Raw genomic sequence first — 14,027 nt, forward strand, 5'->3', positions numbered from 1 at the left:
ACTATATTACTGTTTGATTTTATTGGTAATGTTAGATGCGATTGATCCCACAGACCTCACACTACATCCCATTGCACCTCTTAAGTGCCCATGCGCCAACGAGATTCTCTTTAGGATGACGCGGCGACACATTCAAAGCCCTCTCTCTTCGGGCTGCGTACATGACGGACGAAGCGGGGTTACGATTGTGATAGCTTTCTCTTTTTTCATCTCACTGCGTGACATACTTCGCATTTTATTTTCAATCCGCCTGAGGATGCCGGATAATCGACACGTAACTAATGAGAGAAGCAAGAAAGCGATAAGTGCGTAAGGAATCACTATGCAGACTTTTTTTCAGGACACCATGGCAACGCCACTTGGAGAGTTATTGATTGTTGCGGATGAAAATAATCATTTGCGTGCCGTCGAGTGGCGCGAGTATGAAGACGATTTATTTCGCTCGCTCAATCGCAGTTATCGAAATGATCCTTTTTCGTTACAGTCGAGTCATAATCCCGGAGGCCTGACAGACAGCCTACAGCGCTATTTTGAGGGTGAATTAACGATTATTGATACGCTGCCTGTGGCGTCCGTCGGAACCGAATTTCAACAGCAAGTTTGGCGGGAATTACGTCGCATTCCCTGCGGAGAAATTACCACCTACGGTGAACTCGCAACGCTGCTGGGACGTACTGGCGCAGCGCGTGCCGTTGGTATGGCAAACGGCTCAAACCCTGTCAGCATCGTGGTTCCGTGCCACCGCGTCATCGGAACTGGCGGCGCACTGACAGGCTATGCGGGGGGCATTCACCGCAAACAGTGGCTGTTAGCTCACGAAGGGTATTTGCCTCAACAGCTATTTACACTTAACTGAATAGCTCACCATTATAATTTTTTTCGCTTTCAATACGCAAAAATGACCTGCCGAATTGCTTATTACCATAAGTGATTCGGATTAATCAATGTGTTAACCGTTCGGTAACCTAATGGAAAAATATTATCTCCGAACAGATCTTATATATCGGAATATTTTCCAGCAAAATCGAAAAATTATAGTTAGTTCACTATTTATTGGTCTATTCCAGTGATTGCCGGTCTTATCACGACCGATAAAAGCTGTTAAAATTGACCAATATCAATTATTGCCTGAGCAAAGCCTATGATCCCGGAAAAGCGAATTATCCGACGCATCCAGTCTGGCGGTTGTGCAATCCACTGTCAGGATTGCAGTATCAGTCAGCTATGCATCCCTTTCACTCTGAATGAACACGAGCTCGATCAGCTCGACAACATCATCGAAAGGAAGAAGCCTATCCAGAAGGGGCAAGCGCTGTTTAAAGCAGGCGATGAACTGAGATCGCTGTATGCCATCCGTTCCGGTACGATAAAAAGCTATACCATTACAGAGCAGGGCGACGAGCAGATCACCGGTTTTCATCTGGCAGGTGATTTGGTGGGCTTTGATGCGATTGGTACGGCTCAACATCCGAGCTTCGCTCAGGCGCTGGAAACGTCAATGGTCTGCGAAATTCCTTTCGAGACGCTGGACGATCTCTCAGGGAAAATGCCTAACCTGCGTCAGCAGATGATGCGCCTGATGAGCGGCGAAATCCGCGGCGATCAGGACATGATTCTGCTGCTGTCGAAGAAGAATGCTGAAGAGCGTCTGGCGGCGTTTGTCTATAACCTCTCCCGCCGTTTTGCTCAGCGTGGTTTCTCGCCACGTGAGTTCCGTCTGACCATGACGCGTGGTGATATTGGCAACTATCTGGGGCTGACCGTTGAAACCATAAGCCGTCTACTTGGCCGTTTCCAGAAAAGCGGAACGCTGGCAGTAAAAGGAAAATACATCACGATCGAGAATCTTGATGCGCTTTCCGAATTAGCCGGTTCCTCACGTAAATAGTCGTTACCGCGTAACTCGTTGACGTTGCCACTTTTTCTACTGTCGCAGCGTCAACGTTCTTCCCCACTGTTCTGCACCTTCCGTGATATTTCCTATTTTGTTACTCTGCGGCTTATCTCTGTTGTCCAAAACGATCCCATTGCGGTACTCTTGAATTATCGGCTGTGGAGTAACAGCTGTTTGGAGGAGCTATGGCAAAGTATCAGAACTTACTGGTAGCTATTGACCCAAATCAGGATGACCAACCAGCGCTGCGTCGGGCGGTTTACCTGGTTCAGCGACTTGGCGGCCGCATCAAGGCATTTCTGCCGATTTATGATTTCTCTTATGAAATGACAACCCTGCTTTCGCCTGATGAACGGGTGGAAATGCGCCAGGGTGTTATCCAGCAGCGGACGGAGTGGATTGCCGAACAGTGCAAGTACTACCTTGAAGCGGGCATTCCAATCGAAATCAAAGTGGTGTGGCACAATAAGCCTTTTGAAGCCATCATTCGGGAAGTCACTTCCGGCCAGCATGACCTGTTGTTAAAAATGGCGCATCAGCACGATCGGCTGGAAGCCGTTATCTTTACGCCGACCGACTGGCAGTTACTGCGCAAGTGCCCTTGCCCCGTGTGGATGGTCAAAGATCAGCCCTGGCCAACCGAAGGTCGAGCGCTGGTTGCCGTCAATCTGGCCAGCGAAGACCCTTATCACGATCCGCTTAATATCAAACTGGTATCGGAAACGCTGGAACTAGCACAGCAGGTTGACCAGACCGAAGTTCATCTGGTCGGTGCCTACCCCGTTACCCCCATTAATATCGCCATTGAGCTGCCTGATTTCGATCCCAGCGTCTACAACGATGCAATTCGAGGACAGCACCTTATCGCCATGAAATCGCTACGGCAGAAATTCGGTCTGGATGAACGAGTAACGCACGTAGAAAAAGGCCTGCCAGAGGAAGTCATTCCCGATCTGGCGGAGCATTTACAGGCAGGTGTCGTGGTGTTGGGTTCACTGGGCAGAACCGGCCTTTCCGCTGCGTTTATCGGCAACACCGTCGAGCACGTCATCGATCATTTGAAGTGTGACTTGCTTGCAATTAAACCCGATGACTTTGTGTCACCGATCGCTTCAGAAGACGGCGACAACAGCTGATTTCTTGTCTCGCTCGATTAGCGCCACATAATGCCAGCCTCTTAGCGCTGGCATTATTTTTTGCAGCATAAAAACGATAGGCACAAAAAAGGGGCGATTGTTCGCCCCTTTCGTTTTCTACGCTCTGTCGCGCTTACAGCGCTTTCAGAATCGCCTCGACGCTATCTTTGGCATCGCCAAACAGCATCTGCGTATTCTCTTTAAAGAACAGCGGATTCTGCACGCCAGCGTAACCGGTATTCATAGAACGCTTGAACACGATAACATTCTGCGCTTTCCACACTTCCAGAACAGGCATACCTGCGATTGGGCTATGTGGATCTTCCTGCGCAGCCGGGTTAACAGTGTCATTCGCACCAATGACCAGCACGGTGTCGGTATCGGTGAAATCATCGTTGATTTCATCCATTTCCAACACGATGTCGTAAGGCACTTTGGCTTCTGCCAACAGCACGTTCATGTGACCAGGCAAGCGCCCTGCAACCGGGTGAATACCAAAGCGAACGTTGATGCCGCGCGCGCGCAGTTTTGCGGTGATGTCATGCACAGGGTACTGCGCCTGTGCGACTGCCATGCCGTATCCCGGTGTGATGATGACCGAGGTTGAGTTCTTGAGCAAATCAGCCACGTCTTCCGCTGAAGCCTCACGATATTCACCGACCTCTTCACTCTCACCAGAAGAAACGCCATCTGTACCAAAACCACCTGCAATAACGCTGATGAAGGAGCGGTTCATCGCTTTACACATGATGTAAGACAGAATCGCACCCGAAGAACCCACCAGAGCACCGGTTACGATCAGCAGGTCATTGCTCAACATGAAGCCCGCCGCCGCCGCCGCCCAACCGGAATAAGAGTTCAGCATAGAAACGACGACCGGCATGTCCGCGCCGCCAATCGAAGCAACCAGATGCCAGCCGAATACCAGCGCAATCACCGTCATCAGAATCAGTGCCAGAACCTGCAACGCCACGCTGCCGGTATTGATGAAAACCAGAAGCAGGAGGAAGGACACAACCAACGCCGCCAGATTCATTTTGTGGCGATGAGGCAGCATCAACGGCTTGGAAGAGATTTTTCCGCGCAATTTTCCAAAAGCGACAACCGAACCCGTGAAGGTTACGGCACCGATGAAGATACCCAGGAAGACTTCCGTCAAATGGATATTGACCATCACCGGATCGGTGATTTCACCGTGATCGAGGAAACTGTTAAAACCAACCAGTACCGCGGCCAGGCCCACAAAACTGTGGAGGATAGCGACCAGTTCTGGCATTTCGGTCATTTCAACCTTGCGCGCCAGATAAATACCGATTGACCCACCGATCGCCATCGCAACGATAATCCAGCCAACGTTACCAGAATCAGGCCCCAGAATCGTCGCGATCAGCGCAAGCGCCATCCCGCTGATACCGAAGATATTCCCTTGCTGCGACGTTTCGTGCTTGGACAACCCTGCCAAACTGAAAATAAAGAGAATTGCGGCAACAATGTATGCAGCAGTTACTAATCCACCAGACATGTGTTACCCCTTAGTTTTTACGGAACATTTTCAGCATGCGCTGAGTCACGGTGAAACCACCGAAAATATTGATGCTGGCGATCAATACGGCAATGAATGAGAAGAACGACACCCATCCGCCGTGGCCGATCTGCAACAATGCTCCGACAACGATAATGCCTGATATCGCGTTAGTCACCGACATCAGTGGCGTGTGCAAGGCGTGGCTGACATTCCAGACAACGTAATAGCCCACGACGCAGGACAACGCAAAAACGGTAAAGTGAGACAGGAATTCCTTCGGTGCGGCATCGGCCAACCAGCCAAACAGCAGAATGGCAATCGCGAGGAACGCATATTTCTTCCACGGCGACGTAGGTTTAGCGTCTTCCTTCACTACCGCAGCGGCAGGTTTTGCCTGCTGTGGCTGCGCTGAAACCTGAATTGGCGGTGCTGGCCAGGTTATTTCACCTTCTTTAACGACGGTAACACCGCGAATAACGGTATCGTCAAAATCGACAGTGATCTCGCCGTTTTTCTCTTTGCAGAGCAATTTCAGCAAGTTAACCAGGTTTGTGCCGTAAAGCTGTGAGGATTGGGTCGGCAGACGGCTAGGTAAATCGGTATAACCGATAATTTTGACGCCGTTTTCCGTCACGGTAACGCGATCGGCCACGGTTAACTCACAGTTTCCGCCCGTTTGCGCCGCTAAATCGACAATCACGCTGCCGGGCTTCATGCTCAGCACCATTTCTTTGGTGATCAGGCGCGGAGCCGGTTTTCCAGGAATCAGTGCGGTAGTGACGATAATGTCGACTTCTTTCGCCTGTGCGGCAAACAGTTCCATTTCGGCTTTGATAAAGGCTTCAGACATGACTTTGGCATAGCCGTCACCGCTGCCCGCTTCTTCTTCAAAGTCGAGTTCAAGGAACTCGGCGCCCATGCTTTTAACCTGCTCTTTTACTTCAGGACGAGTATCAAAAGCACGAACGATAGCACCTAAGCTACCCGCTGCGCCGATCGCAGCCAAACCGGCTACACCGGCACCGATAATCATGACTTTGGCAGGTGGAACCTTACCCGCAGCGGTAATTTGCCCGGTAAAGAAGCGGCCAAATTCGTGGGCAGCTTCAACGATAGCGCGATAACCGGCAATGTTGGCCATTGAACTGAGCGCATCGAGTGACTGCGCGCGCGAAATACGCGGCACGGAATCCATCGCCATCACCGTCACCTGACGGGCCGCCAGTTTCTCCAGCAGAGCTGGATTTTGCGCTGGCCAGATAAAGCTGACAACCGTACTGCCTGCACGGGTCAGTTCGATTTCATCATCCTGCGGCGCATTCACCTTCAGGACGATGTCGGATTGCCAGACCTCCGAACTGTCAACAATTGACGCGCCAGCTTCTTCATATGCCGCATCGTCAAAACTTGCCAGTTTCCCCGCTTCACGTTCTACCGAGACCGTAAAACCCAGTTTCAGCAGCTGTTCAACCGTTTTCGGCGTCGCTGCGACACGGGCTTCATTGGCCAACCGCTCTCTTGGCACACCAATACGCATACTGATACCCTTTTCGCTTATTTTTAACGAAGGTTATTATTCTCACCCTACTCTGTTATACGAATTCGCCGAGACCTGCTGCACCCTGTATACCCGCATTCACGCGGTAGGAAGAGGGTTTTATCATCTTCTTGCCACACGCTTTTTTGGGGCGTCTCACTGTAGGCGAACTCATTTATAACGTACTGAAAATGTGATCGATGATCCATAAATAAAATGAATTTCACAGAAAAGCCGAGTTATTACAGGTTATGTAAGGCTTTCTTGGTCGAAAATCATGCTCTTCTCTGCCTTTTGTAGCATTATTACAGAAGTATTTTTCGGTGCTGTTTCACAAAAACGTTGTGTTACAGGGTTGTTAATGTGATAAATCACATAAATATCCCTTATGATGGCAAAACAATCATTAACCATTATTATTAGCACTTTTCTTGTTCAGAGCCGAAGCATTACGGCTTTGCAGTCCTGCTGAAAATGCTAAAGCACAAGAATTTATTCCGTGCGATAATCAGCCCTATTCCGTTACAGGTTGATTGCTATACCTAAATAATTCGAGTTGCAGGAAGGCGAAAGGATTTTTTATGAAGCTGAAGACTACTGTTATTGCGTCCACGTTATTGTTATCACTCTCGGCATTTTCAGCGCAGGCTGCACAGGAACTGACACCTGAGCAGGCAAAATCCCTGCAACCCTTTGAGAGAATCACGTTTAAGGGGCGTTTTCATGCGATCAATGAAGCAGTCGCAGCAGCCTCAACGCGTGCTGACAAATTGGGTGCAGAGTCGTTTTATGTTCAGTCAATGACGGATACTAACTCCGGCGACTACTGGAATGTGACTGTCGATCTGTACCATAAAGATGCTCCTAAAGCGGAACAGAACGTGCAATATCGCACCATCTACGGTGTGAAAGAACTGCCGAAAGATGCCGCCTATCTGATAGAACCCTATGACACCGTAACGGTAAGTGGTTTATTCAGCACTCAGCCCGACCTGATCGATGCCATCGCGAAAGCGGCAAAAGAGAAAAATGCGGACTCGTTTTACATCGTCCGCCAGATCGACGTGAACTCGAATAGTGCGAATCAAAGAGCTACCGCATTTATCTATAAAGCCGATGCGCCAAAACGTCAGCTTCAACGCCCTGATGCAATCCCTGCTGATTCTGATGCGGGTCGCGCCGCTCTGGCTGCCGGTGGAGCAGAAGCCGCCAAAGTAGAAATTCCAGGGGTTGCTTACTCGGATAGCCCCAGCCGCAGCGTGGGCAACTTCTTTGAAACACAGTCATCAAAAGGTGGACGTTACACGGTAACGCTATCTGATGGCACACAGATTCAGGAACTGAATAATGCCACGGCGGCTCAGATGGTGCCTTTCGACTCCATCCAGTTCCGCGGCAGCTACACCAATATTACACAGATATCAGAAGCCGTTGCTAAACGTGCGGGCGAGAAAGGTGCCAAGTACTACCACATCACCAGACAGTGGGAAGGCAAAGGCAACAATATGACCATCAGCGCCGACCTCTATAAATAACAACGGTAGCGCTGCATTGTAGAAAACGACGAATATGATAAACACAAAACCCGCGATATCGCGGGTTTTTTTATGGTGAGCTTCCTGCCCGCCGCCGCAGGCGACGTTGAAAAACGTTCCCTACGGTTTTTTATGTCAGTAATCAATCGACGGTAAGCAGAGGATTACTTACTGGTATCCAGCTCTGGGAAGTTTTTCACCAGATCGTCAATCGCCTTGATCTGTTGCAGGAACGGCTCCAGCTTATCCAGCGGCAGCGCAGACGGGCCATCGCATTTTGCATTCGCGGGATCCGGGTGAGCTTCAATGAATAGCCCCGCCAGACCAACAGCCATACCGGCGCGCGCCAGTTCCGTCACCTGTCCACGACGGCCACCGGATGCGGCACCAAACGGGTCGCGGCACTGTAGCGCGTGCGTAACGTCAAAAATCACTGGCGAACCGTTAGAAACCTGCTTCATGACATTGAAGCCGAGCATATCAACAACCAGATTGTCGTAACCGAAGTTGCTACCGCGATCGCACAAAATGACCTGATCGTTGCCGCCTTCGATGAACTTATCGACGATGTTGCCCATTTGCCCTGGGCTGACGAACTGGGGCTTTTTCACGTTGATGACCGCACCCGTTTTCGCCATTGCTTCGACCAGGTCAGTTTGACGAGCCAGAAACGCAGGAAGCTGGATCACATCAACCACATCGGCAACCGGCTGCGCCTGATGTGCTTCATGCACGTCAGTGATAATTTTTACACCAAAGGTTTGTTTCAGTTCCTGGAAGATTTTCATCCCTTCTTCCAGACCAGGACCACGGTAAGAGTGAATTGAAGAGCGGTTAGCCTTATCGAATGACGCCTTGAACACGTAAGGAATACCTAACTTCTGCGTGACCGTGACGTAATGCTCACAAATGCGCATCGCCAGATCGCGTGATTCAAGAACATTCATGCCGCCAAACAGCACAAAAGGCAGATTATTGGCGACGGGGATATCCCCTATCTTGACCACTTTATTCGTCATACTTTTACCTTCATGTCGGGAAATAAATTAACGCTGCATTACTGCAAAACGGGTTCTTAATGTAAGACTGTTTTTTTAATGCAAGACAATCTGTTTCTGCTCTATCGAGTGAATCTGTACTTTTATCATTTCACTCACTGGGTCTTCCGGGCACTGTTCAACGAAATAGTTGAGATCGGACAGCGCAATATGGTCGCAATCCAGCTGCGCATAAATCAGGCCGCGATCGCGGATTTCATACGGATCATCCGGGTCAAATTGCAGCACCGCTTCGCTGGCTCTTAACGCGAGTTCCATCTGTTTTTCTTCCATCAGCGCAACTTTCAATGTGTCGAGCATTTTACGCACGATCAGGACGTTCTCTGCTTCATCCAGATCTTCATCCAGCAGACGGGTTGACGGGCCGATATTACCTTTCAACCACACTTCCAACACATGCTCACTCAGCGTATCGCCGTTTAGCGGGTTAATCAGCCACATCTCTTCGTCGAGCCAGTCAGCACGTAGGATCAGTTGGGTTGGGAAAATGACGGGCATCAGCGGCAGGCCGAGTTCATTGGCAATATGCAGGAAGATGACGCCAAGTGACACGGGCAGACCCTGACGAGATTCAAGCACCTGATCGAGCCACAGTGCATCAGACAGGCGATAAACCCCACCCGCACCGCCGAACCCCCAGGTGTGATAAAACAGCTCAATCAGCTTTTCAAGCTGAAGATCTTGCTCGAGATCGTCAGGAATAGCGGTTCGAGCGTTCTCAACCAGCTGTTGCAGATTTTGCCGCACATCCTGAGCGGGAAAGTCGCGGCGAATAGCCTGTGAAACCAACACGACACCATCACTTAGCAGCGACTGGTTGAATTCAAAATCAGCAATAGCACTCATAATTATTCCATCAGCAACGGTGACTGAGTCAGAGCCAGCAGCACGACCCCACCAAAGCATATTAAAGCAGATACAAACGCCAGCCAGCGAACGTTCTGGCTACGGGGGCGTTTCCCCAAGGCGATCGCGCCAAGAAGGATATAAATAATAACGCCAAACAGCTTTTCCGTCAGCCAGCTTTGCTCGGGAGTAAACGGATAAGTGTGGCTAAGCGTGATTAAACCAATACCGCTGATTAATAACAAGGTATCGTTAATATGCGGCAGGATTTTTACCCAGCGCTGTTGCAGCAACGCTGATTGCCGACACAGCCAGAAAAAACGAATAACAAACAGAGAAATACTGATGCCAACCGTTGCCAGATGCAGATATATCGTGGCTGGGTAAAGAGTTATCACGTCCATTGCTCCTAATGCGTTGGCGCATCCAACCAGCGTCCTAATGACACCCGGTCATTGCCACCATAGTCCTGACAGGTTTCTATTTGTGTGAATCCGCGTGCCTGCAAAAGCTGACGCACTGCCTCAGCCTGTTGCCAGCCATGTTCCAGCAGCAACCAGCCACCGCTCTCTAAATAATGCGGGGCAGATTCAATGATGATGCGTAAATCCGCCAACCCGTTGTCAGCGGCAATCAACGCGCTGGCCGGCTCAAAACGAACATCGCCCTGCGACAGATGCACATCATCCGCATCAATATACGGTGGATTACTGGCGATGAGCGCAAAGCGCGTTTGATCAAGCGGTGAATACCAGCTTCCTGACAGGAAACGGGCGTTGTTGAGCCCCAATTGCCGGGCATTTTTCGTCGCTAACGCGACAGCGTCTGGTTGAACATCAACGCCCGTCACCCAGCAATCGTGCCGTTCACTGGCCAGCGCCAGCGCAATTGCCCCAGTTCCAGTACCCAAATCCAGTACGGCACACGGCGTTTGAGGCAGGCGCAGCAGCGCCTGTTCGACCAGGCACTCGGTATCGGGGCGAGGAATCAGCGTCGCCGGCGACACGGCCAAAGGCAGTGACCAGAACTCACGCTCGCCAGTCAAATAAGCGATAGGTTCGCCTTGTTCACGACGCGCCAGCAGTTCAGCCAATTGCTGCTGTTCAACCGCGTTCAGCTCAGTTTCACCAAACGCCAGAAGGAACGTGCGGGGCTTGCCAGTTACAAAACCCAGCAAAATTTCCGCATCTCGCTTTGGGCTTTCTCCCGCCGCAAGCTGAGTTGCGGCAGAGAGTAACCAATCCTGATAGGTCATTATTCCTGCTCGGACAGCGCAGCAAGCTGATCGGCCTGGTATTCCTGCACAACTGGCTGAATCAGCGTATCCAGTTTACCTTCCATGACTTCATCCAGACGGTAAAGCGTCAGGTTAATGCGATGATCGGTCACCCTTCCCTGCGGGAAATTGTAGGTACGGATGCGGTCAGAGCGATCGCCGCTGCCGAGCAGGTTACGGCGAGTTGACGCTTCTTCCTGCTGACGTTTCTGCACTTCTGCCGCACGAATACGCGCCCCCAGCACAGACAGCGCTTTGGCTTTGTTTTTATGCTGTGAACGCTCGTCCTGACATTCCACGACAATACCGGTTGGCAAGTGAGTAATACGGATGGCGGAATCGGTGGTGTTAACGTGCTGGCCGCCCGCGCCAGAAGAACGGAAGGTGTCAATACGCAAATCCGCCGGGTTGATGTCGGGCAGTTCAGCTTCCGGTACTTCCGCCATCACAGCGACCGTACAGGCCGAGGTATGAATACGCCCTTGAGACTCCGTGGCAGGAACACGCTGCACGCGATGGCCGCCGGATTCGAACTTGAGTTGACCGTACACGCCGTCCCCGGAGATTTTAGCGATAACTTCTTTATAGCCGCCATGTTCGCCATCGCTGGCGCTCATCACCTCAACGCGCCAGCGGCGTGATTCGGCATAGCGGCTGTACATGCGAAACAGATCGCCGGCAAAAATCGCGGCTTCGTCGCCGCCTGTCCCCGCACGCACTTCCAGAAAACAGCCGCGCTCATCATCGGGATCTTTCGGCAACAACAGCACCTGGAGCTGTTGCTCCAGCGCTTCAATGGTCGCTTTACCCTCTTTCAATTCTTCCTGCGCCATATCGCGCATTTCAGGATCGTCCAGCATCATTTCTGCGGTCTGTTGATCCTCTTGCGCCTGCTGCCATTGCTGGAAACAGCGAGTAATATCAGTGAGCTGAGCATACTCTCGCGACAACGCGCGAAAACGATCCATATCAGCGATGACGCTGGGCTCACCGAGCAACGCCTGGACTTCTTCATGGCGTTCTTGTAACGCTTCCAGTTTAGCAACAATAGAAGGCTTCATGCGGGCGGTTAAATCCTGTAGTAGAAATAAATAGTAGAGATGAATGCTAGTCCAGCCCAAGGCTGTCACGTAAAATTTGTAACCGATTTTGGTCGCCGTCACGAGCGGCTTGCTGAAGAGATTTGGTCGGCGCGTGAATCAGGCGATTGGTTAAACGGTGTGTCAGTTCCTGAATCACCGCTTCAACGTCATTGCCTTGCTGGATGGCAGCCAGCGCCTTGGCCGTCATTTCCGCACGCAGCTCATCGGCCTGAGCGCGATAATCGCGAATGGTCTCCACCGCTGACTGCGCACGCAGCCAGGCCATGAAATCGGAGCTTTCCTGCTGCACGATGGATTCGGCCTGCACCGCTGCCGCTTTGCGCTGCGCGAGGTTATGCTGAATAATCGCGTGCAGATCGTCCACGCTGTAGAGATAAACGTTCGGTAATTTGCCGACTTCCGGCTCAATATCACGCGGAACTGCAATATCCACCATCAACATTGGCTGATTCCGTCTCGCCTTCAGCGTCCGTTCCATCATCCCTTTTCCGATAATCGGCAGCGTACTGGCCGTTGAACTGATCACAATGTCAGCCTGAACGAGTTGTTCATCCAGCTCGGCTAACGTGATGACCTCTGCGCCCACTTCCGTTGCCAGCGCCTGAGCGCGTTCACGGGTTCGGTTTGCGATCACCATTTTCTGTACATTGTGCTCACGAAGATAGCGTGCGACCAGTTCAATGGTTTCTCCGGCACCAACCAGCAGCACCGTAACATCTGCCAGTGATTCAAAGATCTGCCGCGCCAGCGTACAGGCGGCAAAAGCCACCGACACCGCGCTGGCACCGATATCCGTTTCCGTACGAACGCGCTTGGCCACGGTAAAAGATTTCTGGAACAGCCGCTCCAGTTCGCTGGACAGGGAATGACCCCGTTGTGATTCGGCAAACGCTTTTTTCACCTGTCCCAAAATCTGTGGTTCGCCTAACACCAGCGAATCCAGACCGCTGGCCACGCGCATTAGATGACTAACAGCGGCGTTATCCTGATGCCAGTACAGACTGCCGTTGACCTCTTCCGGGCGCAATTGATGATATTCACACAGCCAGCGAATCAGCTGTTCACGCTGGTTTTCCTGTTCGTCAACGCTAAGATAGAGTTCTGTACGATTGCAGGTAGACAGCACAACGCCGCCCTGCACCAGCGGTTGCTGTAGCAGACTGTCGAGTGCCACGCCTAATTTATCTGGTGAGAACACAACGCGTTCACGCAGAGAAACCGGTGCGGTTTTGTGATTAATACCAAGCGCAAGCAGGGTCATTAGGCTGTTTCTGAGTAATACCGGTCTTAGTATGGATTTCGTCTGAGTCGCATTCTACTTGATGCAGGGGAGCAAGAAAAGCGACAGCGCGCGATACACCTCGTCTGAGGTAGTCACTTTTTGACAAAAAACAATAAACACCATTAACGAATAACAACCATTGACGCTGAGCGGTAAGCCCGTTAGCGTGACGTATTTCACGAACTTCGTTCATTTACAGGATACGACCGACATGCCAACCCAAACCGTCCGATGCCTGCGTTTACTGCCTTTAGCCAGCCTGTTGCTAGCCGCCTGTAGCGTTCATCAACCCCCTCAAACGGGTAAAAGCCCCACCTCACCAGAGTGGCAACAACATCAGCAAAAAGTACAGCAACTCAGCCAATATCAGACTCGCGGCGCTTTTGCCTATATCTCCGATAGCAAAAGAGTATCAGCCAATTTTTTCTGGCAGGACACACCGCCACAGCGTTATCGGCTGCTGCTGACCAATCCACTCGGCAGTACCGAATTAGAACTACGCGCCCAGCCTGACGGCGTGCAAATCACTGATAATCAGGGCAAGCGTTACGTGGGGAAAGATGCCGAATACATGATCCAGCAACTCACCGGTATGTCGATCCCGCTGAACAATTTGCGCCAGTGGATCCTCGGTATTCCAGGCGATGCGACCGAATTCACGTTGGATGAACGCTATCTGCTGAAAACCGTCACCTATCGTCAGGGTAATCAAAACTGGAATGTCAGCTATCAGAGTTACAACACCGAGCTGACGCCTCCGCTCCCAACCAGCCTGGAACTGGTTCAGGGTGAACAGCGTATTAAGCTGAAAATGAATAGCTGGATGGTTAAATAA

13 protein-coding genes are annotated in these 14,027 nt (G+C 51.1%); 5 read left to right on the forward strand and 8 right to left on the reverse strand.

The genetic code is table 11. From position 1 onward, the window contains the following. The first annotated feature begins 322 nt into the window (after positions 1 to 322). From ogt to uspE, 3 genes are all read left to right on the forward strand, one after another. Positions 323 to 856, forward strand: a complete 534-nt coding sequence (ogt, locus tag NAL19_RS10660) for a methylated-DNA--[protein]-cysteine S-methyltransferase (RefSeq protein WP_263057306.1) — start codon at positions 323 to 325, stop codon at positions 854 to 856. Positions 857 to 1,141: 285 nt separating this feature from the next. Continuing rightward, complete coding sequence (gene fnr / locus NAL19_RS10665) at positions 1,142 to 1,888, forward strand: fumarate/nitrate reduction transcriptional regulator Fnr (RefSeq protein ID WP_010274971.1); 747 nt, start codon at positions 1,142 to 1,144, stop codon at positions 1,886 to 1,888. A gap of 191 nt (positions 1,889 to 2,079) precedes the next feature. Beyond that, complete coding sequence (gene uspE, locus NAL19_RS10670) at positions 2,080 to 3,030, forward strand: universal stress protein UspE (RefSeq protein WP_225084709.1); 951 nt, start codon at positions 2,080 to 2,082, stop codon at positions 3,028 to 3,030. 133 nt (positions 3,031 to 3,163) lie between these two features. Here uspE and pntB read toward each other — a convergent pair whose 3' ends face one another. Both pntB and pntA read right to left on the reverse strand, forming a co-directional pair. Continuing rightward, positions 3,164 to 4,552 (reverse strand): Re/Si-specific NAD(P)(+) transhydrogenase subunit beta, encoded by a 1,389-nt coding sequence (gene pntB, locus NAL19_RS10675; protein ID WP_263057307.1) that lies wholly within the window; start codon positions 4,550 to 4,552, stop codon positions 3,164 to 3,166. 10 nt (positions 4,553 to 4,562) lie between these two features. Next, positions 4,563 to 6,092: a Re/Si-specific NAD(P)(+) transhydrogenase subunit alpha gene (gene pntA / locus NAL19_RS10680; protein WP_225084711.1), complete on the reverse strand. Its 1,530-nt coding sequence runs from the start codon at positions 6,090 to 6,092 to the stop codon at positions 4,563 to 4,565. 581 nt (positions 6,093 to 6,673) lie between these two features. On the opposite strand from pntA, the gene ydgH reads away from it, so the two are divergent. After that, positions 6,674 to 7,627 carry a DUF1471 family protein YdgH gene (ydgH, locus tag NAL19_RS10685; protein ID WP_263057308.1) on the forward strand — a complete coding sequence of 318 codons (954 nt, stop codon included), beginning with the start codon at positions 6,674 to 6,676 and terminating at the stop codon, positions 7,625 to 7,627. Positions 7,628 to 7,791: 164 nt separating this feature from the next. On the opposite strand, the gene kdsA is transcribed toward ydgH, so the two are convergent. The 6 genes from kdsA to hemA form a co-directional block, all read right to left on the reverse strand. Beyond that, positions 7,792 to 8,646 carry a 3-deoxy-8-phosphooctulonate synthase gene (kdsA, locus tag NAL19_RS10690; protein ID WP_180740953.1) on the reverse strand — a complete coding sequence of 285 codons (855 nt, stop codon included), beginning with the start codon at positions 8,644 to 8,646 and terminating at the stop codon, positions 7,792 to 7,794. 75 nt (positions 8,647 to 8,721) lie between these two features. Continuing rightward, positions 8,722 to 9,531, reverse strand: a complete 810-nt coding sequence (sirB1, locus tag NAL19_RS10695; RefSeq protein ID WP_263057309.1) for an invasion regulator SirB1 — start codon at positions 9,529 to 9,531, stop codon at positions 8,722 to 8,724. A 2-nt stretch (positions 9,532 to 9,533) separates the two neighbouring features. Beyond that, the gene (locus NAL19_RS10700) at positions 9,534 to 9,935 is read right to left on the reverse strand and encodes a SirB2 family protein (RefSeq protein WP_263057310.1); all 402 of its coding nucleotides are present in this window, start codon (positions 9,933 to 9,935) and stop codon (positions 9,534 to 9,536) included. Positions 9,936 to 9,940: 5 nt separating this feature from the next. After that, positions 9,941 to 10,786: a peptide chain release factor N(5)-glutamine methyltransferase gene (gene prmC / locus NAL19_RS10705; RefSeq protein WP_263057311.1), complete on the reverse strand. Its 846-nt coding sequence runs from the start codon at positions 10,784 to 10,786 to the stop codon at positions 9,941 to 9,943. Continuing rightward, positions 10,786 to 11,868, reverse strand: coding sequence for a peptide chain release factor 1 (gene prfA, locus NAL19_RS10710; RefSeq protein WP_015840345.1), 1,083 nt, complete (start codon positions 11,866 to 11,868; stop codon positions 10,786 to 10,788). The genes prmC and prfA overlap by 1 nt, the downstream gene beginning before the upstream one ends. Before the next feature lie 46 nt (positions 11,869 to 11,914). Further along, positions 11,915 to 13,171: a glutamyl-tRNA reductase gene (gene hemA, locus NAL19_RS10715; RefSeq protein ID WP_225084716.1), complete on the reverse strand. Its 1,257-nt coding sequence runs from the start codon at positions 13,169 to 13,171 to the stop codon at positions 11,915 to 11,917. Between the two features lie 232 nt (positions 13,172 to 13,403). On the opposite strand from hemA, the gene lolB reads away from it, so the two are divergent. Beyond that, positions 13,404 to 14,027: a lipoprotein insertase outer membrane protein LolB gene (gene lolB, locus NAL19_RS10720; RefSeq protein ID WP_263057312.1), complete on the forward strand. Its 624-nt coding sequence runs from the start codon at positions 13,404 to 13,406 to the stop codon at positions 14,025 to 14,027.

This window comes from Pectobacterium sp. F1-1 (assembly GCF_025643735.1).
GTDB classification, from domain to species: domain Bacteria; phylum Pseudomonadota; class Gammaproteobacteria; order Enterobacterales; family Enterobacteriaceae; genus Pectobacterium; species Pectobacterium colocasium.

What these genes read in the sequence shown, in the direction of transcription:
- sirB1 (WP_263057309.1), bottom strand. Translation starts at nt 9,531, where the DNA reads ATGAGTGCTATTGCTGATTTTGAATTCAACCAGTCGCTGCTAAGTGAT.
- pntA (WP_225084711.1), bottom strand. Translation starts at nt 6,092, where the DNA reads ATGCGTATTGGTGTGCCAAGAGAGCGGTTGGCCAATGAAGCCCGTGTC.
- pntB (WP_263057307.1), bottom strand. Translation starts at nt 4,552, where the DNA reads ATGTCTGGTGGATTAGTAACTGCTGCATACATTGTTGCCGCAATTCTC.
- ogt (WP_263057306.1), top strand. Translation starts at nt 323, where the DNA reads ATGCAGACTTTTTTTCAGGACACCATGGCAACGCCACTTGGAGAGTTA.
- ydgH (WP_263057308.1), top strand. Translation starts at nt 6,674, where the DNA reads ATGAAGCTGAAGACTACTGTTATTGCGTCCACGTTATTGTTATCACTC.
- lolB (WP_263057312.1), top strand. Translation starts at nt 13,404, where the DNA reads ATGCCAACCCAAACCGTCCGATGCCTGCGTTTACTGCCTTTAGCCAGC.
- prfA (WP_015840345.1), bottom strand. Translation starts at nt 11,868, where the DNA reads ATGAAGCCTTCTATTGTTGCTAAACTGGAAGCGTTACAAGAACGCCAT.
- fnr (WP_010274971.1), top strand. Translation starts at nt 1,142, where the DNA reads ATGATCCCGGAAAAGCGAATTATCCGACGCATCCAGTCTGGCGGTTGT.
- uspE (WP_225084709.1), top strand. Translation starts at nt 2,080, where the DNA reads ATGGCAAAGTATCAGAACTTACTGGTAGCTATTGACCCAAATCAGGAT.
- kdsA (WP_180740953.1), bottom strand. Translation starts at nt 8,646, where the DNA reads ATGACGAATAAAGTGGTCAAGATAGGGGATATCCCCGTCGCCAATAAT.
- prmC (WP_263057311.1), bottom strand. Translation starts at nt 10,786, where the DNA reads ATGACCTATCAGGATTGGTTACTCTCTGCCGCAACTCAGCTTGCGGCG.
- hemA (WP_225084716.1), bottom strand. Translation starts at nt 13,171, where the DNA reads ATGACCCTGCTTGCGCTTGGTATTAATCACAAAACCGCACCGGTTTCT.
- NAL19_RS10700 (WP_263057310.1), bottom strand. Translation starts at nt 9,935, where the DNA reads ATGGACGTGATAACTCTTTACCCAGCCACGATATATCTGCATCTGGCA.